Source organism: Gordonia sp. 11cp, assembly GCF_057767225.1.
On record NZ_CM173437.1, the window covers coordinates 4,423,659 to 4,445,642 of the forward strand.

The window sequence follows — 21,984 nt, forward strand, 5'->3', positions numbered from 1 at the left end:
CAGTCATCTCCGGTGACCCTCTGGGTGGAGATGACCTCGTTTATGGCTGGAGCCACGCCTGAACCAACAGCGCGGAGAACGGTGCGGCTGGGTGCAGTGAGGGGATACGCCATCAAGTCTTCGAAACGCAGGTGTTGCAATACATCCGTACATGCCTCACGACGGCGTGGAGGGTTGGTATTGACGGAGCATCGCGGCTTCGAGCGTGCCGGTGTCGGGATCGATCACCAGACTCCAATGTCCGCCCCGGATCTGGACGAATCCGTGCCGGCACATGCCTTCCCGGGCGGTTGCTGCCAAGTAGTCCTCGACTCCGACGCGGATCTCGTTGGCGGGAGGGTCGTCGAGCGCAGCCACTGAGTCGTGGACCTTCGTTCGGGTGGTCTCGTAGACGACCATGGACGGGTGGTCCACCTGAGGCAGCTCCTCGGCGAAGCGGGCCAGTGCCGGGGTCGACCGGTTGGTGGCACTGAGAGCGAGGAGATCGTCGCGCTGCAGAATCGCCACATGCGGCGGCGACGGCGCGAAGCCACGGAAAACCCCGTCGTCATCGACGGAGTCGGCGAAGTCACGAAAGTCCATATTCGAGATCGAGAGGTTGTTCTCGACCGACTGCATCTGTTCAGGTATGACGCGGAAAGTCCGGCCGGGTTCGTGACCGAAGTCGGTTCGGCCGCAATCGACGACCAGGATCGCCCTCTCGGGATGGAACATCGTGACCGAATCAGCAACGAACGCATAGTAGGGCGGGTCGTCACCGATCCGCTCGACAAGGGCCTCGACTGTCAGACCGTCGTTGTCTCGGTGGTCGATACACGTCAGCCCCGCCTCGAAGGTGGACTCGTCGTCCATGCCGCTGTCCACGGGCGCCATCGCGGCCAGAGCGATCTCGCGCCAACGTCTGTCGTCGCTGAAGTCGGTGCGCACCAGTAGCGACACTCCGTACGAGTCGTGCAAGTAGTCATCGAGGTCACGACCGATACCCAACGCTGAGACGATCTCAGCCTGCTCAGAAGCTTCCTGACGGGCCGTGGTTGCGTCCCGAATGTCACCGACGGCGCCGGGCGGGTCTGGCAACCCCAGCTCGGCGAGAACACGGTCGGCGTCGTCGGCGGAAATCTCGTTGTAGGAACGCAATTCGACAGTCCACGGCCCGATCGTGGTGCGTGCCCGGGGTGAGTAGAGCTCCATCGAGAACCCCACCTCGGGCTCTCCCAGCTCGGTCAGCCAACGGCGAATACCGAACTGGGTCGACGTCGCGGACACCGTCACATCGAGGGCGCCCGATAGCGGGTCGCCCTCGTCAGGCGACACGCTGATATCTACGGGCAACCAACCGATCCGGGTCGGCGGCATGTCGGCCAGTGCACGCATCTTCCGATCATGCTCGAGCTGTTCGCGAGACCCGAGGTGCTCCTCGGACTCGATGGTCGCGCCTTCCCATGAGAACAGTGCCGGGTCGAAGTCCTCATCCAACACCGGTGATTCCAGCTGCACCCACTGTGAACCTTGACTCCATGACAGCGCGATCCCCAACTCGGCGTCGATCACCAAATTGATCGTCGGACCGCCATAGGAATCATCGAATTCCACCTGCCAACCCCGTCGGCCCCGAACCTCATTCTCGGTCATGTGTTTCGGTTCACCGAACCGCGGCGGTCGCCCCGTCAGCTCCGCTGGGGTCCACGTGCGGTACGCCGTGAACAACTCCGTCGGAGACGCGCCGACCACCGCGACAAGTCGGTGCGGGTGTTTCGCGGTGTGGACAGCGACGCCGTCCTCACCGAATCGGTACTCGTCGGTTTCATTCTCGATATATGCAGGTGAACCGTCCGGGTTCTCGATGCGCCATGACGTGGGCGGAGCGAACCACACGAAGCTGGCTGTCCCGTCGCTGGAATACACGGTGCCACGGGCCGTTCGACCCATCGTGCTGTACGACAAACCCCGGATCTCTGGCCACGATGTCATACCGACAACCTAACGGCCGTACCTCGATCCGGCCGCCGTCTTCTGCGCTCTACGTAGTGGCCGGTGGCTGACCTTCGTCATCGGTCCTGTCGGAGGCTCGTTGCTGCTCGCGCGCGGTCCGACGTTGTTGTTCGGCGCGTTCTCGCACCTGCCGGAGGAACTCCCGGTCTGCCTCAGGGTCCCGCGGAATGTAGCGGCCGGGGTGGTCGTATTCCGGGAACTCACTGGTCGCGCCCGAGTGCTGCCGGCGCGGTCGTTCATCGGCGGTGGGGCGTCCGACCGCCAGCCATACGAGCGCGCCGGCCAGTGGGATCATCACCACCAGCACCACCCAGGCGAACTTGGGCAGCCCGCGCACGGCGGCGTCGTCGGTCTTGATGATGTCGATCAGCGCGACCACCAGGATCACCAAGTAGATCAGCCCGAGATACGGCATGTCTGTCCCCTCTTCTGAGCGTCGGTCACCACATCGGCCGTATCCACAGCGGAGGTCCGTTGAGGCTCTTGGTTCGTCCAACATAAACCGCTGTCACGATCCGCCCGCCCGGGAGGCGGGGACCAGGGATCTCGGCCTGGCTACGTTCGCTCCCCACGACACCCGGCGACGACGACGCCTCGACGATCCGCGCGGCGAACTCAGTGCGTCTGCGAAGCGTCCGGATCACCTTCAACGTGCCCGTCTGCCAGTTCCGACAACGCCCTGAAGACGCGCTTCGACGCCTCGGCCCACGGCATGAGGATGGGGAAGACGTGGAACATGCCGGGTTCTTCGATGGCGTGCGTCGGCACCTCCGATGCCTCGAGCCGTGCAGCGAAGTCGCGTATGCCGTCGCGGAACATCTCGCTGCCGCCCCAGCAGACGAAGGTGGGCGGGAACCACGACGGGTCGGGTTCGGCGTTGACGGGCGAGACCCGCGCGTCGTTCGGCTGGACACCGTGCAGGTAGGGAGTGACCGGGATGCTCCAGGGCAGGATGTCGTATTGGGCGTTCTCGGTGATCGACGGATGGTCGAGGTCCAAATCGATCTCGGGGGAGAACAATGCGAGTGCGCCTGGGCGAGGCAGGTCGTGGTCGTGAAGGTAGGCGACCAGCGACGCCGCGAGCCCACCTCCGCCGGAGTCACCGGCGACGATGATGTGATCCGGGTCGACGCCGCGACCCAGCAACCCCCGGTACACGTCGGCGGCGTCGTGAACACCTGCGGGAAAAGGGAATTCGGGGGCCATCCGGTAGTCGGCGATGAACACCTCGTGTCCGGCGATGCGCACCAGCGACGACGCGAATGCGGAGTACATCATCGGCGAGGTGCCGATGTATCCGCCGCCGTGCAGGTAGAGGATCGTCGCGCCGATCTCTTCCTTGTCCTTCTCGTCGTCGACGTAGGCGTCGGAGCTGGCCTTGGCGCGACACCACAGCCCGGGAACCCCGCCGACGATGTCGTCGGTGAGTTCGACGCCGTCGGTCAGCTCGACGAAGGGCGGCATCACGATGCGGCACAGGTCGTCGAGGATCTTCTCCATCGACCGGAACTCCTCGATCGGCAGTCCCATCGAGTAGCCCATGAAAGCGCGGATGGTCTGCCGGGTGACGGACTGGCCGAGGTTGTCGAGCAACCCGGACGGACCCGACCAGGGCTTCCGGAACGGCACCCGCGCGAGGCCGTTGATCATGCTCTGCGCGAGGCCGACGACCGTCAGCGCGGTCACCGGCGCCGACGCGGTCTGGACCTCCGGACGATCAGCCATCACCATGCGCCTCAGGGTAGCGACGCGCGTCTCCCGCGGCTGGACACGCGACCCACCGGGTGGGGCCGCGGCCGCCAGGCGTGGCAGACTACCCGGGTCCTCTAGTCCCCGAGATCCCCGTGAGGCGGCGATGGAGTTCTCAGCCTTCCCGGCTCCGGTCGAGGCCCCCGGCGCGTCGAGCGGCCCCGAGTCCGTGCAGCTCACACTGGCCGACGCGTGGGAATCGAACCGCTCGATCCAGAAGTCGGCGGTGGGTCGGCTGTTCGCGGCCACCAACTCGGCCCTCTACGTCACCTTGATGGAACGCCATCTCGACTACGGCACCAAACTGTCGGAGACCGAGCTGTCGGTGCGCCTCGACCGCGATCTCACCGACCTCGACCTCACCGATCAGGCCACCGGGCTCGAGCTGGTCAAACTCTGGGCCCGGCAGGGCTGGCTGCACCGCGTCACCGACACCACCGACCCGAACGCCCCCAACCTGTGCCATCTGACCAGCGAGGCGCGGTCGGTCCTGGACTTCATGCGCCGGCAGCGTCGTGAGGATTCGATTGCCACCGGCGGCTCCATCACCGGAATCGCCGCCGAGCTCCGACGCGTCGCCGGCCAGGTCAGCAACGATCCCGACCAGATCCGCTCCGAGATCGAGGCGCAGATGTCCGACCTCGACGCCGAGCTCGCCGACCTCGACGCCGGCCGACGCCCGCCAGTCGACCTACGCGTCGCCGAGGACGCCGCGCGCACCATCGGCTACCAGATGGAGCAGATCATCTCCGACATCGGCCAGTACGGCACGATGCTCGACCGCATCACCACCGCCCTGCTCGACGACCCGGGCGACTCCGACCTCGCCTACCGCGACCGTCAGCGCCAGTTGTTCGACGACTACGAGGCGCTTCTCGACTCGCCGCAGTCCGCGTCGTACCAGGCGTTTTCGCAGATGATCCAGGACCCGGAGCGTCGGGCCCGCCTCAAGCACGACATCGAGACGATCGTCGACAATTTCCCGGCCATGGACGCGGGCCTGCGGTCGGTGATGGACAACTTCTTCGGCCTCGTCACCCAGCAGATGGCCGAGGTCGGGCGGACCAGGCAACGCTGCGCACGCCGTATTCGACGCTTCGTCGCGTCCGGCACGCTCGAGCAGAGCCGCGGCCTGGCCCGTCAGCTCAACGACGCGCTGGCCACCGCCAACGAACTGCTGAAGACCTCCCTGGCCGACCGTCGCATCGGGTACGAGCTTCCTCTCGCCACGCCGACGGTGAACTCCATCGGCCGGCTCGCCTTCGAGATCCGCGAACACGTACCGCCCGCACCTGCGCTCCCGGCTGCCGTCGACGCCGATCTCACGTCGTTCGCGTCACTGTCCGGCCAGGTCGACACCACCGAACTCACCGACACCGTGAACGCCGCGGTCGCCGCCGGGCCGGTCGCCCTGGCCGACGTCATCGAAGGACTCGAGGAGCCGTACCTCGCGCACGTCATCGTGCTGTGGTCGTGGGCGTCCAAACAGCAAGCGGCGGGGGAGAAGGTGCCGATGACCACCGTGCGATTCCGGTCCCTCATCGGAGACGACCACGCCATCGAAGTGCCCGACCTGACCTTCACCGAACCGATTCCGACTGCGGAGGTCGACGCCGAATGACATCTTTGCCCCCTGAGGTGGACGCCGATTCTTCGCTCCCTGAGGTGCGAGGGGATGACCCTCTGCTCCCTGAGGTGCGAGCGAAGCGAGCCACGAAGGGCGACCTGCCCCCTGCGAGCGACGCCGATTCTCTGCCCCCTGAGGTGCGAGCGCAGCGAGCCACGAAGGGCGCCCCAACCCCCGACGAATTCGTCGGCTTCGACGACCTGCCCACCGTCGCGAACCGCGCGGCTACCCACACGCCGGACGCACCCCGCTTCGACGGCGACGTCAGCGAGCTGCCCGACCGCGCGTGCTGGGCGCTGCAGAACCTGTTGACCCGCCGCTACATCAGCGGTGACCGGCAGCCGCAGTTGTGGTCGTGGGTGGCCGAGTACCAGGACGTGCTGCGCGGGCGCCTCTCCGAACTCGACCTCCGGCTGCGGATCGTCGACGAGCTGCAGGTCGCCTTCGTCGAACAGGCCGGCTACGACTCCCGCTGGGGCCGAAAGATCCTCAAGCGCGAGACGATTCACACCTACGACGCCATCCTGGCGCTGCACCTGGCCAAGTACGTGCGCGCCGCCCGTGACGAGCCGGTCCTCATCACCCGCGAGGAGATCCACGAGCTCTTCGCCGGCGTCACCAACACCATCGACCGCGACCTCGCGCTCTTCGACAAGCGCATCGAACGCGCTCTCGACAAGATGGAGGAGCTCGAGTTCCTGCGCAAACAGCGCGACGACGCCGACACCTTCATCGTCAGCCCGGTGATCTCCGCGGTGATGACGGCGTCGGTGATCACCGACCTACAAAGGCAATTCGAGCAGTTCATCGGATCCGGTGACACCGGCGAAGTGCCGCCGGAAGACCTCGCCGACGAGCCTGCGGAGCGAGACGACGACGCAGCCGACCTCGACGGCGACAACGCGTACGGCGAGAACGACGAAGGAGACGACTGGTGAGCGGGCAGGTCGACCAGTACCACCTGTCCCGGTTGCAGCTGATCAACTGGGGCGTGTTCGACGGGTATCACTCGATCCCGTTCAGTCCCAACGGTTCTCTGATCACCGGCTCGTCGGGTAGCGGCAAGTCGTCGTTGCTCGACGCCATCTCGCTGGCGTTCCTGCCCGACCACCGGCGTAACTTCAACGCCTCCGGTGATGCGACGGCGGCCGGATCGTCGAGCGGCAAGCGCACTGTGGGCAAGTACGTGCGTGGCGCCTGGGGTGAGCGGCGCGACGGCACCAACGCTCATCGCGAGATCATGTACCTGCGCGGCACCGGCCCGGCATGGGCCGCCATCTCGGTCACGTACACCTCCAGTTCGGGTGAGGCCATCACCGGACTGGTGCTGAAATGGCTTGCCGCGGGCAAGATGACCGACGCGCACAGCTCGTACTTCATCTACGACGGCGACGCCGACATCGTCGAGGCCTGCAACGAGTGGGCCGCCAACAACTACAACTCGGCCAAGTTCCGCGACCGCGGCTGGCGCGGCGGACCCGGCGAGGGCAAGTACCTCTCGACGCTGTACTCGCTCATCGGCATCCGCGGCTCCGACGCCGCGCAGCAGCTGCTCGGAAAGGCCAAGTCGCTCAAGAGCGTCGGCGGACTCGCGCAGTTCGTGCGGGAGTTCATGCTCGACGCCCCGACCAGCATCGTCGGCATCGCCGACGCCCTCGACCAGATCGACCCGCTCGTCGAGGCGCGCGAACTGCTCGACGTCGCGCGCCGCAAGCGCACCATTCTCGGCAACATCGAGGAGGTGCACGAGCGGTACGCGGGGGAGGCGGCCACCTTCTCCGTCCTCGACACCATCGACAACACCACCATCCGCAGTTACGTCAACAACCTGCGGATCCGCAACGCGCAGCCCGAGGTTGCCGACCTCGACGACCAGATCACCCGCCTCGACGGTGATCTCGCCGCGCTGACCACCCAGCACGACCAGCTCCGCCAGGACCACAGCCTCTTGCTGTCCCGAATCGCCACCTCCACCGGCGATCTCGCCCCGCTGCGCGAACAGCTCGGCGGCGCACAGAAGCTCAGCACCGAGGTCACCGCCCGACGCAACGCGTACGAGGACAAGGTCTCCGCGCTCGGCTTCACCCCGCCCACCCGGGCCGAGGGATTCTGGCTGCTGCGCGAGGAACTCACCGAGGAAGCCGCCAAGATCGACGGCCAGCTCGACGCCGGTCGCGCCCACTACGCCGAGGCGCTGGCCAGCGAGGTCGCAGCGCGGACCCGCCGCGACGCCGCGATGGAGGAACTCGGCCGCGTCGAGAACGCCGGCTCCGCACTGCCCCGCACCGAACACGAGATGCGCCGCGCCATCGCCCACGGACTCCAGATCGACGAGTCCGAACTGAAGTACGTTGCCGAACTCGTCGAACTCGACCCCGACGAAGAACGCTGGCGTCTGGCCGTCGAGAAGGTCCTGCGCAACGTCGGCCTGCGTCTGCTGGTGCCGGACAAGCACTTCCGCGCCGCCCTGCGGTTCGTGAACTCGCACGACATGCGCGGCCGCATCCAGCTACACCAGGCCGACTCTCGCCCGATGCCCGTTCTGGAGCCCGGCACCCTGGCCTCGAAGCTCCGCCCCGTCGATGCGCAGCACCCGTGCGCGGCCGAGGCGATGACCGTCCTGTCGAAGCTGGGCAACCACATGTGCGTCGACAGTCCCGGCGAGTTCTCCCAGTACGCGAAGGCCGTCACGGACCAGGGTCTGCGTAAGGACTCGGCGAAGCTCGCGGTGAAGGACGACCGCCAGCAGTTGCGTCGGTCGCAGTACATCTTCGTCGGTGACGTCGCGTCGAAGATCGCCGCGCTGCGCGACGAACTCGACTACGAGGAGCGGGCGTTCGAGGATGCGCGCCAGGACTGCGCCGAGCTCGACCGTGAGCGCAGCGCCAAGGAAAAGCGCCGCGACGCGTATCGCCGCGTGTGCGAGCAGTTCACGCAGTGGAACGAGATCGACGTCGATTCCGTCGATGATCGCGTCGACCAGCTCACCGACCAGTACGACCTCCTGATCGAAGAGAACCCCGACGTCGAGGCGTTGCAGCGCAAGGCCGAAGACCTCTGGGAGCAGGTGCGAAACGCGATTTCGCAGGCCGCGCTGGTCAAAGACAAGATCGCCCGTCAGGACTCCCGCCGTACGCAGCTCCTCGACCTCATCGACCGGCTTAAGCCCGAAGATGTTCCCGCGCAGGCGGAGAAGACACTCGACGGTTTCCGCGAGGACCTCTCGGCGACGCTCGATGTGCTCAACCCGGAGCCGTACCGACAAGAGATCGTCAAGGCGGCAAGCCGCGAGCGCGACCGGATGCGGTCCGATGCTCGACGTTCCCGCGATGAGCTGGCCCGCATCCTCGACACCTACGACGAGGAGTTCCCGGACGCCATCCCGAACGACAGCGACGACTTCGACGAACGTCTGCACGACTATGTCGCCGTCTGCCGGCGTATTGACGAGCGCGAGTTGCCCGCCGCCTACGAGCGGATGCGTCGACTGATCACCGAGCAGGCGCCCGGCGCGATCCTGGGCCTGCACATGGCGGCCGACGCCGAGGAACGACGCATCGTCGAGCAGATCGAGCGCGTCAACACGGGCCTCGGGGCGGTGGCTTTCAACCGCGGCACCCGCCTGCGCCTGCGTCCCGGTCGGAAGAAGCTCGCCGCAGTCGAGGAGCTGACCGAGAAGGCCCGTCAGATCTCCAACCGTGCGACAGCGGTCAGCTTTGGCGACGAGCAGGCGATCCTTGAGCAGTATTCCGACATCCTGCTGCTGCGCGAACGCCTCGCCGGCAACACCCCGGAGGACCGCCAGTGGACGCGCGATGCCCTCGACGTGCGCAACCGCTTCGACTTCTACTGCGAGGAGCACGACGCCGAGTCGGGGGAGACCATCCGCACCTACTCCAACGCCGGCGACAACTCCGGCGGCGAGCAGGAGAAGCTGATGGCCTTCTGTCTCGCTGGCGCGCTGAGCTTCAACCTGGCCAGCCCCCACGGAAACGACAACCGACCGATCTTCGCCCAGCTGATGCTCGACGAGGCGTTCTCCAAGTCCGACCCGCAGTTCGCTCAGCAGGCGCTAAGCGCGTTTCGGAAGTTCGGTTTCCAGCTGATCATCGTGGCCACGGTCCAAAACACCAGCACGATCCAGCCGTACGTCGACAACGTCGTGATGGTGTCGAAGACCGAGGTTGGGCCTGACTTGCGGCCTGTCGCTACAGCCACGTCGACGGGAATCAAGGCGTTCTCGGAGTTACGACGGTCTGGGAGTCAGTTGCCCGTTTGACTGTCGAATGGGTACGCTGCCTGGACTCGAGACTTCAGTGTGGCGCTTCCGTTTGTCGACAGATTGGGCCGGGAAGGCGGCGCAACTACCAACCAGCGGCATTGGCGCTTACGACAGTTCGGTCCGATGACGACACCCTTGTCGTTCGATCAAACCAACTCCGCGCCAACCGGTCGTGTCCCATGGTTAACCCAAAGCGTGTCTGAGAAGCTAACGAGCATCGGGCCTCACGTTGCTAGCGATGTCAGACCTGGAAGATAGGCTCAAGCGTGTACACATTAACTGGACTACCGGAGCGGATGCTGTAGATGAGCTACCGAAATAAGACGTATGTGGCCTTCGCCAGCGAAGACATCGGAAAGTACCGATTGATGGAGGCATGGCGCGACAACGATAATATCGACTTTACCTTCTACGATGCACACGACCTGTTCATCTCACTGGATACCAGCAAGCCCGAGACGATCAAGCGGAATCTTCGGGAACGGATGAAGAACGTCAAGCAGGTAGTGCTTCTGGGTAGTAGCCATAGTAAGAAGAAGGGAGGCGACGGGATTTCATTCCTTGCCCATGAAGTGAAAGTCATGATCGAACTAGATCTCCCGGTCGTCATTGCCAATCTCGACGGTGACCGCAACATCGACAAGAACTTTATACCCGCGCCGTTGTTGGATGCTAGTTACTACACGTTGTCTGTCTCTTTTCAGCCAAGAATCATCACATATGCTCTCGACAACTACGCTCCACAGTATTCGGCGAGTGGCAAAGTGGGTCCCCATTACTACAAGCCCGAGACCTATGCGAACCTTGGACTGTAAATGCATGACCTGCTGAATGATTTGCGGACCCTCCGATTCTGGCGCTGGTTCCTTGTCTTAGCGTTTTCAGCGGTCGGCGTTCTGACAGTCATCCTTGAATTGATCAACTTCATAGTTGGGCGCTTGCCTATCAGAGGATGGCCGCTTGTCATCTTGATCGCTGCTATCTCGGTCGTATATGGGCTAGCACGGGCATGGCCGCGCCCGATCAGCCAGCAGTACAATTCTCCGAACACGAGAATCGACATTGTGAAGGACGACTTGTTCGTCCAGGATTGCAACATCGTGGTCGGCACGTGCGATACATTTGACACGACGGTGCCCAATATTATTGCAAAAAGTAGCATCCAAGGACAGGCACTTGAACGTCTCTACGGCGGCGATTTGCAGAGATTAGATAGCGAACTGGCTTCCGCGCTACAGGGAAGAGCGGTTGGGGGTTCGATCCAGAAACCAGGAAAGACGGACAAATATGGAGTGGGTGCCGTCGCTACGCTTCGTCATGGAGCTCGTCGCCTCTACTTTCTGGCCTACAGCGAGATGAACGCCAATAATGAGGCGCAGAGCACTCCGGACGCTATTTGGCGGAGCCTCGCTTCGCTATGGGATGAAGTCTCCAGGACGGCAAATGGTACGCCAGTTGCAATTCCTGTTATTGGTGGGGGCCAGTCTCGCCTGTCGCATGTTATGCCAGCGCAAGACTCGATCCGATTCATCGTGATGTCGTTCATGTTCGCGTCGCGCACTCAGAAGATCTGCGACGAATTGCGAATAGTTGTGCACCCGCCTGACTTCGATCGGCTTGACCGACTCGAACTTCAAGCCTTCCTCTCTTCACTTAGGCCGTCATGACTCAAACGGGAATTAGGCTTCCGGACGCGCAGCCGTGCGCATTCTGCGCATACCTGAATGAGAGCAGGCCCTTCTCCTTTGTGAGAAAGAGTGGCACGACTGCGGTCATGGTTACCCAGGAGCAGCGGGGAGTACCCCACCTTTTGGTCGTCCCAATTGCCCACCGCGAAACCATTCTCGATTTGACGGATGACGAATGCTCTGCATTGATGGCCGACGTGCGGGACACCGCGCGAGCGATCGATGTAGCTTACAAGCGGCCGGGCATCTCTGTGTGGCAGAACAACGGTGAGTCAGCCAGTCAGTCCATCCGGCACGTTCACTTCCACGTTGCGGGCACTCTAGATTCAGGTGGTACAGAGTGGGGCCAAGTCGACGAGCTGTCGATTGCTGAAACAGAACGAATCGCGGAGAAAATTAGGCCGTGCTGGCCGCGCCCTGCCGTGAATGACGAGCAGAGTATTTAACATAGGATGATTCGTCGAGCCGGGCGCGGGAAATTCAAGACTACAAGCAATACGAAGCTGGTTGCGCTACACCTACCGTCCGGTCGACCCAACCGTGTCCACTTCTTCACGTGAACCTCACAGTTGACCGCACCACCCGAAAGAAGCCTGCCGAGGAGTTGGTCGTTGACGGCCGGTCGATGGCGCCCCTGCCACTATATTTCGGTATCGGAGCATCGGTCACCACCCGGCTGGGTCGGGACTACCACGTCGCGATCGCCGGATCGTCCACTCAGTCAGTTCAGAGGTGGTCGGACGAATGATCGCCGTGACCGCTGGCCTGGACCGTTTGTTGCCCGGTGTGGCAGGTCCCCGATAACCGGTCCAGGCAGTTCTAGAGCCAGTTCCTTCTAGCTGTTCGGTCAGTCGATCTCGCAGCCCACGGGGTGGTGCTGGTGCTTCGGGCAGCGTACTCGGCGGGGGTCTGGTAGTGGCTTGTCAGGTGTAGTGAGCGGAGGCGCCCGAGCACCAGCCATACTGGGACCGGGCGGTGTAACCACTGACCCTCATCACGTGGCGGTGGGAAAGCTCGACGCGAACAATTTAAGTCGCGACAGCCAACCTCCGGTGACGCGCAGCTTTAGGTAGTCGACCTCAGCGCTCACGCTCCTACATCTAGGCTTGAGCGGTGCCTGATGACTACCAAAACGACCGAGCACACCTTCTGACGCCAACAGCTGATCGCCCACAGTCCAGGCTCCTCAAAGCACCACGGACCGCCCAAAACTATGCCTGGATCGCCCAGAAGCCCGTGTGGCGGACTGGTCGTTCAGGGGAATATCTGGCCGCACTGCTGGTGATAGAATCGAACGCTCGCGCCGAATCCGGAGCTGGGCTGTGCATCCAGGGCGCCGGATTTCAGCGAACGCACCCCTCAGATCCCGCAGGTCAGCCCTCGCTGTGACCTAGCCATTCACAAAGGCCTTCGCCGCCAGCTCATTCAGCGCCAGGCTCATCCTTTCTGCCCCGACCGGCACATGTCCGAGGGAGCTCAGTCGACGTACGCGGTGGAAACGACCCGATTTCGTTCGCCTGCACTTATGCAGGTGGTCTTCGCACCGAATCCACGAGCGACGATGGCGTCGAGGAAGTCATGGGCTCGCGGAATGTGTCCGGCAATCCGAATCCTGGTAGAGCTGCTTCAGCGTCGTATGTCTACACCCAGGCATTGGTTAGGTTACCTGGGGCCTTCTCACTTTGAGGAAAGAAGAAGGGCCGCTCATCTCGGCTACGTGGTCACGAGCTGAATCAACTCCGTGTAGTCCGTGACGACGTCGTATTTGACGTCCTGCCCGTTCTTCTTGTTGAGCGAATCGAAGAACTTCCGCGCGCATTCGATCTTGGCGTTTTCGACGCCTTTGAGTTGCAGGCTCGACAGTGAGCCTTTCGTCTCGGCGACGAAGTACACGTGCTTGACGCTGCCCTCGGTGAACGCGATCGCCCAGTCGGGATTGTAGTCACCGACCGGGGTCGGGATGAAGAAGCCCCGCGGGAGTTTCGCGTAGACAGCGACCTCGTTGCTGGTATCGATCTCGTTGACGAAGTCGCGTTCGACTTTGGAGTCGGTGACGACGTAGTCGTAGATATGCTTGCGCAGCTTGTCGCCGGCCTGCGTGAAGTCCTGCTTCGTTTGATTCTCGGTGAAAATCGCCGAGCCGAACCGGCCTTCCAATGTGTCGTAGGTCAGGTGCTCAACAATCACGGTGGCCTTCTGCTCGTTGACGAGCCTGGCCGTCTCAGAGATGAACTGTTCCGGGTTGAGCCGGAACTTCGCGAATGTCGCCGGTGCGACCCTACCCAAGATGGCGGCGACAGTACGTCGGGTGAGCTGCGTCTTCTCGGTGATCTCGCCGAGTAGGTCGTACTTCACCTGTGAGCCGGCGGTGACCGACTCAGTGTGTATCCGTGTCCGCGTTTGGCCGAATCCGGCCGTATTGGTGAGATCCTCGGCGTCAAGGGCGTCCTTCTGCTGTCCCTCGACGAGGACATACTGCATCGCAGCGACGTTGAGATGGCTGTCGAGCGCCTGAATGCACTTGCGGATCAACTCGTCCGAGTCGAACTCAACCTGGTAGACCGCCTTGTGGTTGATCCGGCGCCAGAGCGCCTGAAATTCCTTCTTCGCGAAGTTGGCCTCGTTGAGCGGGATCTTCTTCGGCTTGCGACCGTCCTCGCCAATTACCTTCACATCGAGATACAGCGCATCCACGAGCGGCCACACGGAATCGATGACCGGCCGCAGAACCTCCGAGGTGGGCTCGACGAGGGTGCCCGCTTCCTTCGCCTCCTTGTACACCTCAGAGACCGTGTCGTCGTCGTTGAGGTAGTCGTTCTTGATGAGGTACTTGTACAGCGCGAGCGCGAGCGCTTCCTCCACTACAGACTCACCGCCTGGAGTCTGAATGGTCTTGCCCGTGAAGAACTTCACGCTCGCCTTGCGTGGCCGCGCCGCCAACGAGTCGGCGATCTCCTTCTGGAGTCCAGTCACGAAATCGGTGTAGGACTCGTCGGTGACGACCGTCAGTTCGTTGATGTCGTGCACGAAGACCGGGTTATCCATGCGCTCGCCGTGTTGGTCGACCGCCAATCGCAGACCGCGCCCGATCTCCTGCCGGCGCGAGACCGTGTTGTCGCTCTTTTTGAGCATCCCCATCACGAACACATTGGGGTTGTCCCATCCCTCACGCAGAGCGGAGTGCGAGAAGATGAACCGCACCGGTTCCTCGAACGACAGCAGTCGTTCCTTGTTCTTGAGGATCAGATCGTAGGCGTCCGAGTCGGTGGACTGGCCCTTGTCGTCGCCCCGTCCACTGACCTTGCCGTCAACCTGACGCTTAGTCTTCTTATCAATGGAGAAGTACCCCTCATGGACCTTCCCGATCTCGTCGCGGAGCAGGTACTCCTGGTGCGCAGTGGTCGAATCGTCAAGGGCGAGTTCACCGAGCAAGTCGTCGCGGATCGTCTCGTACTCTTCCTCAAAGACGCGTGCGTAGTCGCCGCGCGTGTCGTCGCGGTCGTAGTCGCGGTATTTGGCTACCTCGTCGATGAAGAACAGTGAGAGCACCTTGATGCCTCGGCTGAACAGTTCGCGTTCCTTGTCGAGGTGGGCGCGGATGACTTCCCGGATCTGGATGCGTCGCTTGGTTTCCTCGGTCACATCGCGGTCCGCAAGTTGCCCGGCCATGACCACGTCACCGTTGCTCAGTTCGAGCACGTCACGGTTGGCGTCTATATCGGTGACGACGAGCGCTCGGCCATTCGGTCTGTAAGCTTCGAGACCGTTCGAGAGGACGTGCAGATTCGCCCCCTTTTCCACCCGCTTGATCTGGCGTGTAATTGGACCACTCTTGGTCTGTACTTCGATCTCGACCCGGGCACGGGGTGTGGCGCCCCTGGCGATCTCAATGGCATCCAGATACAGGTAGGCGGTCGAGCCGGAGAGCCCCTTGACGGTGATACCGCGGACAGCGATCTTCTTGACTAGCCTCTGGTTGTAGGCATCTAGAGCGTCGAGGCGATGCACTTTGGTGTGCTCTACTTTGTGGGTGGCCGAGTAGCGCAGCACCATCAGCGCGTTAAACTCGGCCAGGGACGCTAGAGACTTATCCGCGCCGATCTTTTGGGGCTCGTCGATAATCACGACCGGCCGGTTGGCCTTGATGACGTCGATCGGCCGGCGCGACTGAAAGTCGTCGAGCACATCGTAGATGCGACGGTTGTCCTTGCCGGACGAGTTGAACGCCTGAATATTAATGATCATCACCTGCACCCCGGCGTCGGAGCTGAACCTCTCAAGCTCGTGCAGCTGCGAGGAGTTGTAAATGAACGACCGCGGTTTCGTTCCATAGAGCTGCTGAAAGTGCTCGGCGGTGACATCGAACGATTTCTGCACGCCCTCGCGGATCGCGACCGACGGTACGACGATGATGAACTTCGACCAGCCGTACCGCTTGTGCAGCTCCATGATCGTCTTGATATAGACGTAGGTCTTGCCGGTACCAGTTTCCATCTCAACATCGAGATTCGGTGCCCCCGGTGCTGCCTTGCTGTCCACCAACTTCGTCGACAGCGGCAGGTTTCGGGACCGCTGCACCCTGTGGGTGTTCTCAAGCAGTTGCGCACCGGCGAGTGCGATCTCCGCATTCCGCAAGCCGGAGTCCGGCGTCTCCTTTGTCTCGAACAGTCCTGGGCTAACGACTGGCTTTCGATTGCCGGGGTCGATTCGGTACGAGATGCCATCGTGCTTGGGCTGACCGGCGAATACCTCAACCACTGCTTCGACTGCATCGGTTTGATACTGCTGAACCTTGAACTGAAGCTTCATCGTGGTCAGATCGCCTTTACATCGGTGGCCGGCGAGACCTCGCGGAAAATCTGCTCTGCGTTGATGCGGGCATCATCCGTATCGAAGGCCGAATCGCGGAACACTGCGCGCAAGGGTTCGCGCTCAGCGATGGTGCGCACTAACGCGGACCCAACCTTCAAGTCGAAGCACGCGATCAGGGCGCCGTCCTCGACCACGAGGACCTCGTGCCCGTCGATCTGCTCGATACTGATTTCCATGGTGAGTTCGAGGCCCCAGTCGAGCATCACTTGGAACAGCAGGTCCTCGCCAGATCGTCCCTGCTTCACACTGCCCTCTAATTCCGACAGCGACAGCTGATCCGTTTCATCTGGCGAACGCAGTACGTCGGTCATGTTGGTGGTGTCGATGCGGACGAGCCGGTAGCCGACGTCCGGGACTTCGGTGCGTCCGGCGAGTTCTCTCGCTACGTTCCGGAGTCGTTCGAGGCTCATACCGAGGATGGAATCGAAAGTGGCCTCCGGCTTGGAAAGCGGCTCGTGTATCTGCACGGCGATGAACCGCCGGTTTCCGCCATCTGCGGCGTTCTGCGTGAGCACGGCGTGCGGTGTGGTACCACTACCGCCAAAAAAGTCCAGGACGATGTCCTCAGAGTCAGGCGACGTCGCAAGCTGCAGGATGCGTTGGATTAGCTCGACCGGTTTCACGGAATTCAGCACATTCTCGGTGTGTTCGAACGGAACGTACTTTAGCAGCGTCTTCTTCGCGTCTTGTGTGTGCCCGACCTCTTTGTAAGACCAGAGCGTTTGGGGCGTACGGCCCCCGGTCATCTCGGATAGGAAGCGCTTCAATCGCGGCATATTATCTCTGCCGTCCCCCCACCATATGCGTCCGTCGGCATTCAGTTCTTTGAACTTACCTTCCGAAATTCCCCAGTATCGCCCTTTGGGTGGACCGGGTATGACTCGGCCGGTAGGCGTTGTCACTGGATAGACCCCGGCGGCGTACGCGTTCCGTGCGGCTAGGTCAGACGACGTCCAAGGGCCTCGCGGGTCGTTGTCAGCGTTAGTGTATCGCGCATCCATTTCCGCTGTTCGCGGCAGCGAATTCGGAAACCAGGACTCCTTGTTCCGGGCGAACACGATAAGGTAGTCGTGGTCTTCCGAGAACCAATTGGCAGAATTCTTGGGAGAAAATACCTTTTGCCAAATAATTTGGGCGACAAAATTTCGGTCACCGAAGACCTCCGATGCGATTTCTCGAAGGTTGTCTACCTCGTTATCGTCGATCGATATGAAAATAACCCCATCGTCCGCGAGCAGATTGCGGGCGAGTTTTAAGCGCGGGTACATCATGCTTAGCCAATCTGAGTGAAAACGCCCATTGGCTTCGGTATTTGCGACAAGTCGATTTCCTTCGTCGGTGACTTGCCCGGAACGAACTAGATAGTCGGCCGCCGACTCTGCAAAGTCATCGTCGTAAATAAAGTCCCGCCCGGTGTTGTACGGCGGGTCGATGTAGATCAACTTTACCTTGCCGAGGTACGACTCCTGGAGGAGCTTGAGCGCGTCGAGGTTGTCACCTTCGATGAACAGGTTCTTGGTGGTGTCGAAGTCGACGGATTCCTCGCGTACTGGCCGGAGGGTTTTCGCAATGGGGGCGTTGGCAGCGAATGCGGCGGCACGCTTGCCCGGCCAGTCGAGCTGATAGCGCTCCTGCGGTCCCTCCACTACGTGGTCGGACAGTTCCTGGCGGAGGACGTCGAAGTCGATGGCCCTCTTCGAGTTGCCGTCGGCGTCGATGATTTCGGTCACTACGCTGGGGAACAATTCGGCGATTTTGTCGATATTGGTGTCGGTCAGGTCGGGCGATGTCATGCGCAGTTTCTCCACGGGTTTCCTCTGCCTACGTTTCGACCAACACGGTCAGTTCTGCTTGCTTCGTCTTCAATGCGCGCCGCAATTCGACCTTGCGGTTAAATTGGGCTTCGGTGCGGAGTTTGCGTTCCAGCGCGGCGATCTCACGTTCGAGCTTGCGCACCGTCGCCAGTCTGGCCGCGACCCCTGCCACGTCTTCACCGGGTCGCGCAGCCACCGGTGTCAGCGGATCGAGTAGTGCGGTGTAGAGGGCAGGCAGAGTGATCGAGGTCGGAAGGGCTTGCCGTGCGGTCCGAACCGACTGCCAGTCTGTGTTGTAGTAGGCGCCGATCTTCGGTGCACCATAGCCTAGTTGTTTGTGCGCGGCTACCATCCGGGTGGTCCTGATCTCGCCGTCGTCGCGGTTGATCTCGAAGACGATGGGAAACGGGATAGCCTTGTCGATCGCGGTCAACACCGGTTCAGAGACATCATTGCCCTTGGCGTCAATCTCGAATACCTGAATCTCCGGCACGGCGGTGCTGCCGGCCAGATTGATCGTGCTCTCGGCAAGCTTGTACGCCCAGGTAATGCGCTGCACGTCGACAACGAACTTCTCGCGCACCTCAGTGGAAACGGTGCCATGGGAGTAGAACTTCTCCTTTGGGACACGGCTGCCGAACTTCGCCGCGTCGGGCCAGCGGTAGAGCAGGTTCATTCCGCCGTCACCCATCGACGGTTTCCCCGCCGTCTGGATCGACGACAGCGATGAACGCGATGAGTTCGAAGTCGTCGAGGCCGGCAATGGTCTGGGTAAGCGCGGTGGTGTGACCGCCGGTGAAAAGGCTGTCGATGTCGCGCTCCTCGGTGACGTCGATCATCGAATGAATCGCATCGGTGAGCAGCTCGGAGTACCTGACCATGTCTGCACCCTCCCCAGTTGCCTCATTGAAGGCGCGGACTGCGTCGGCTATGGGCTCGTCGTAGGGCCGGCATCCCGCGCGAATGAGGTCGAGCAGGTGTTTGGCCTCAGTGTGATCAGCTATGACATTGCCGTCACCGTCTAGGTACGCGAGGTAGTGGGGATGAAGTCGGTTGCCTCGGTTGCTGTTTCGGTCGGCGCTCACGTTCCGCAGCGCGAAGATCACGCCGGGCCTCAATCCCTTGGTGGGGTCCGCCGGCACAACTGCGTGCAGGCCCTTCGGTGTGGTGGACAGGTCGCCGTACTCCTTCAGGTAGCCCAGTAGGTCCATCCGGAAGTCGTTTAGGCCGAGGTCGGTGATGGAGACGCCGGTGCGGACGTCTTCGAGTTCGATGACCTCGTCTTGCAGCTTGCGGAGTTGTTCCTTGCGGAACGCCGCGTCACCGTCCTCGAGGGTGAGGACGTTGTCGTCGGCGGTGCCGGCAAGATCGGCGATGACCATCCGGTTCTCGACGCGCTCCTTGAGGTTGATGTACTCATCAAGGGAGATGTCGGGCCAGAAGTTCACCAGCTGGATCCGCGTGTTGGTCGAGCCGATGCGGTCGATTCGGCCAAACCGCTGGACTATCCGGACGGGGTTCCAGTGGATGTCGTAATTGATCAGGTAATCGCAGTCCTGGAGGTTCTGGCCCTCGCTGATGACGTCGGTGCCGATGAGCACGTCGACCTCGCGTGCTTCCTTCGGCATGGTCAGGTGGCGCTGCTTCGAGCGGGGCGAGAACATCGCCATGACCTGCTGGAAGTCGAACCCGGTACCGAGTGTCGTCTTCGCCTTGTGGCCGCCACCGGTGATCAGGGCCGTCTCCAGCCCCGCCCCGGACAGTATGGGCGCGAGCTCGCGGTAGAGGTAGTTCGCAGTGTCGGCGAACGCGGAGAACACCAGGACCTTGCGATTACCCGGGTTGATCGGATGAGCGGCCTTGCCCTCGACGAGTTGCTTGAGCGCTTGAAGCTTGAGGTCACGATCCGGGGTGACCTTGCGCATCTCGTCAACGAGTCCGCGGAGGGTCGCGCGGTCGTTCCGTAGGTCCCGACGCCAAGACTCGATGTCGATATCGTCGAGGTCGATCTTGATCCTCTCTCCGAAAGACAGTGCCTCGAGGTTGATGTCGTCAACGTCGTCCACATCGAGGTCGAGGCCCGACAGATCAGCACCGAGATCGGTGGTGGAACTGCTGTGGGTGTCTAGGAGGCTCAGCGTCCGGTCAACGGTGTTTTCGATCTTGCTCAGGGTCAGACGGAAGGCATCGACCGAGCTTTCCAGCCGCTTGAGGAGGTTGACGGTCATAAGCTTCTTTAGGCCCTGCTCGCGCCCACTCTGACCGAGGTTAGATCGCGCATTTCCGGCGGTGACGTTGTAGAGGTCCTCGTACTTGCTGATTCGACTCGGAAAGACATAAGCCAGCGGTGTGTAGACGGCAAGCGTCAGTGCCTGGAGCTGCTCGAAAATGTCGTTGAATCCAGGCACGTCGGGAAGGTCGGCGAGCGGTTCGCGGATCGATCTCGGCGGAAGGCGATCCGGGAAGGCGCCGATCTCCGTGGTGTCGTAGAACGCCTGAATGTGCTTGCGTGACCGTGCGATCGTGACGGCATCGAGAAGCTCGAAGAAGTCGAAGTCGAGCATCTGGAGGATGCGATCGCTCGTGCGGTCCTCGGTATCGAACTTCGACCACTCGTTGAAGACGGTCTGCGCATCCTTGAAGATCTTTTCGACCGTGGTCGAGATGTTGAGGTGGCGGGACAGATTCTCCGACTCGCCCTCGTACGCGAGTTGGAGCTGGTTCTTAAGGTCGTAGAAACGATTGTTGACCGGGGTGGCCGAGAGCATCAGCACCTTGGTCTTCACACCCTCACGGACGACCTTGCGCATCAGGCGCTGGTAGCGTGACTCCTTCTCCTGCGCGTAGTCGGCGTTGCGGAAGTTGTGGGACTCGTCGATCACGACCAGGTCGTAGTTGCCCCAGTTGATCCGATCGAGACGAAGGCCCATCGACTCTCCGCGGGTTCGGGACAGGTCGGTGTGGGCGAGTACGTCGTAGTTGAAGCGGTCGCCGGCAAAGATGTTGGTGGTCAGGTTCGCGTTGTAATTCGTCCAGTTTTCGGCGAGCTTCTTCGGGCACAGCACGAGCACCGACTTGTTGCGCAGCTCGTAGTATTTGACCACCGCCAGCGCGGTGAATGTCTTACCGAGACCGACGCTGTCGGCAAGGATGCAGCCGTTGTAGGTCTCGAGTTTGTTGATGATCCCGGTCGCGGCGTCACGCTGGAAGTTGTACAGGCTCTGCCAGACCTGGGTGTCCTGGTATCCAGTGCGGTCGTTCGGCAGAACGTCCTCGCTGATGTCGTCGAGAAACTCGGCGAACAGGTTGTAGAGGATCAGGAAATAGATACGGGCGGGAGAGTTCTCGGCGTAAACGCTGACGATGTGATCATGCACCGCTTGGGTGACATCGTCGAGCTGGCTCGGGTTGTTCCAGATCTGGTCGAAGATGCTGAGGAACTGCTCCGTCTCGGGTGCGCCCTCGAACTTGGTGACCATGTTCGACACCGCTGGCCCATGTTCGTAACCGAGGTCACTGGTGGTAAAGCCCTGGATCGGGAAGTAGACAGCAGCATCGTCCACAGCGGCGAGCGGTTGCATCGGGCTGCTGGTTGCGTTCGACCGGAACGTCACCTTCGATCGCACCCAGTCAGCGCATTCCTTGGCAATCGCACGTTGGGTGAGCTTGTTCCGCAACCGGATCTCGAACTCAGAGCCGTACAAGCTCGACTCGGCGTGCCCGCCTGGGATGAAGAACTCACGGCGTTCCTTGCGGAGTTTGTCAGTCACCTTCTCCGTCATGAAGGAGGGTGATGTGAAGACGAACTCCAGCTCGGAGACCTGCTCCAACTCCTTGCGAAGCGCCTCAAACGCGAAGATCGAAAAGGTCGACGCCGCGATGCGTATCTTCGAGCCTGGCATGATCTCTGCCTTGAGATCGTTCCCAAGCAGGTCGTTGACGTTGTCGATGATCCGCACG

The 21,984-nt window shown here is 61.9% G+C and carries 13 protein-coding genes; 6 read left to right on the forward strand and 7 right to left on the reverse strand.

The window, feature by feature from the left end; all coding sequences use genetic code 11:
- Positions 1–156: 156 nt before the first annotated feature.
- The 3 genes from AC3B6C_RS19840 to AC3B6C_RS19850 form a co-directional block, all read right to left on the reverse strand.
- A complete protein-coding gene (locus AC3B6C_RS19840) occupies positions 157–1,593 on the reverse strand; it encodes a DUF6924 domain-containing protein (RefSeq protein WP_488373834.1) in 1,437 nt (478 codons plus the stop codon).
- Positions 1,594–2,020: 427 nt separating this feature from the next.
- Positions 2,021–2,407 (reverse strand): PLD nuclease N-terminal domain-containing protein, encoded by a 387-nt coding sequence (locus AC3B6C_RS19845; RefSeq protein ID WP_488373835.1) that lies wholly within the window; start codon positions 2,405–2,407, stop codon positions 2,021–2,023.
- Positions 2,408–2,607: 200 nt separating this feature from the next.
- Positions 2,608–3,723: an alpha/beta hydrolase gene (locus AC3B6C_RS19850; RefSeq protein WP_488373836.1), complete on the reverse strand. Its 1,116-nt coding sequence runs from the start codon at positions 3,721–3,723 to the stop codon at positions 2,608–2,610.
- Between the two features lie 124 nt (positions 3,724–3,847).
- On the opposite strand from AC3B6C_RS19850, the gene AC3B6C_RS19855 reads away from it, so the two are divergent.
- The 6 genes from AC3B6C_RS19855 (at position 3,848) to AC3B6C_RS19880 (ending at position 11,784) form a co-directional block, all read left to right on the forward strand.
- On the forward strand, positions 3,848–5,362 hold the full coding sequence (locus AC3B6C_RS19855) for a DUF3375 domain-containing protein (protein WP_488373837.1): 1,515 nt from the start codon (positions 3,848–3,850) through the stop codon (positions 5,360–5,362).
- A complete protein-coding gene (locus AC3B6C_RS19860; protein ID WP_488373838.1) occupies positions 5,359–6,306 on the forward strand; it encodes a DUF4194 domain-containing protein in 948 nt (315 codons plus the stop codon). The genes AC3B6C_RS19855 and AC3B6C_RS19860 overlap by 4 nt, the downstream gene beginning before the upstream one ends.
- Positions 6,303–9,647: an ATP-binding protein gene (locus tag AC3B6C_RS19865; RefSeq protein ID WP_488373839.1), complete on the forward strand. Its 3,345-nt coding sequence runs from the start codon at positions 6,303–6,305 to the stop codon at positions 9,645–9,647. Before AC3B6C_RS19860 ends, AC3B6C_RS19865 begins: the two co-directional genes overlap by 4 nt.
- Before the next feature lie 332 nt (positions 9,648–9,979).
- Positions 9,980–10,465 carry a TIR domain-containing protein gene (locus tag AC3B6C_RS19870; RefSeq protein ID WP_488373840.1) on the forward strand — a complete coding sequence of 162 codons (486 nt, stop codon included), beginning with the start codon at positions 9,980–9,982 and terminating at the stop codon, positions 10,463–10,465.
- Entirely contained in the window at positions 10,466–11,317 is an 852-nt protein-coding gene (locus AC3B6C_RS19875) for a macro domain-containing protein (RefSeq protein WP_488373841.1), read from the forward strand.
- Positions 11,314–11,784, forward strand: coding sequence for an HIT family protein (locus AC3B6C_RS19880; protein WP_488373842.1), 471 nt, complete (start codon positions 11,314–11,316; stop codon positions 11,782–11,784). Before AC3B6C_RS19875 ends, AC3B6C_RS19880 begins: the two co-directional genes overlap by 4 nt.
- 1,267 nt (positions 11,785–13,051) lie before the next feature.
- Here AC3B6C_RS19880 and AC3B6C_RS19885 read toward each other — a convergent pair.
- Genes AC3B6C_RS19885 through AC3B6C_RS19900 form a run of 4 tightly spaced genes read right to left on the reverse strand, consistent with a single transcriptional unit; the run spans position 13,052 to position 21,983 of the window.
- Positions 13,052–16,147 (reverse strand): type III restriction-modification system endonuclease, encoded by a 3,096-nt coding sequence (locus AC3B6C_RS19885; protein WP_488373843.1) that lies wholly within the window; start codon positions 16,145–16,147, stop codon positions 13,052–13,054.
- Between the two features lie 5 nt (positions 16,148–16,152).
- On the reverse strand, positions 16,153–18,018 hold the full coding sequence (locus tag AC3B6C_RS19890) for a site-specific DNA-methyltransferase (protein WP_488373844.1): 1,866 nt from the start codon (positions 18,016–18,018) through the stop codon (positions 16,153–16,155).
- Between the two features lie 13 nt (positions 18,019–18,031).
- Positions 18,032–18,715 carry a DUF4391 domain-containing protein gene (locus AC3B6C_RS19895; RefSeq protein WP_488373845.1) on the reverse strand — a complete coding sequence of 228 codons (684 nt, stop codon included), beginning with the start codon at positions 18,713–18,715 and terminating at the stop codon, positions 18,032–18,034.
- Positions 18,708–21,983 carry a helicase-related protein gene (locus AC3B6C_RS19900; RefSeq protein ID WP_488373846.1) on the reverse strand — a complete coding sequence of 1,092 codons (3,276 nt, stop codon included), beginning with the start codon at positions 21,981–21,983 and terminating at the stop codon, positions 18,708–18,710. Before AC3B6C_RS19900 ends, AC3B6C_RS19895 begins: the two co-directional genes overlap by 8 nt.
- Position 21,984: the final 1 nt, after the last annotated feature.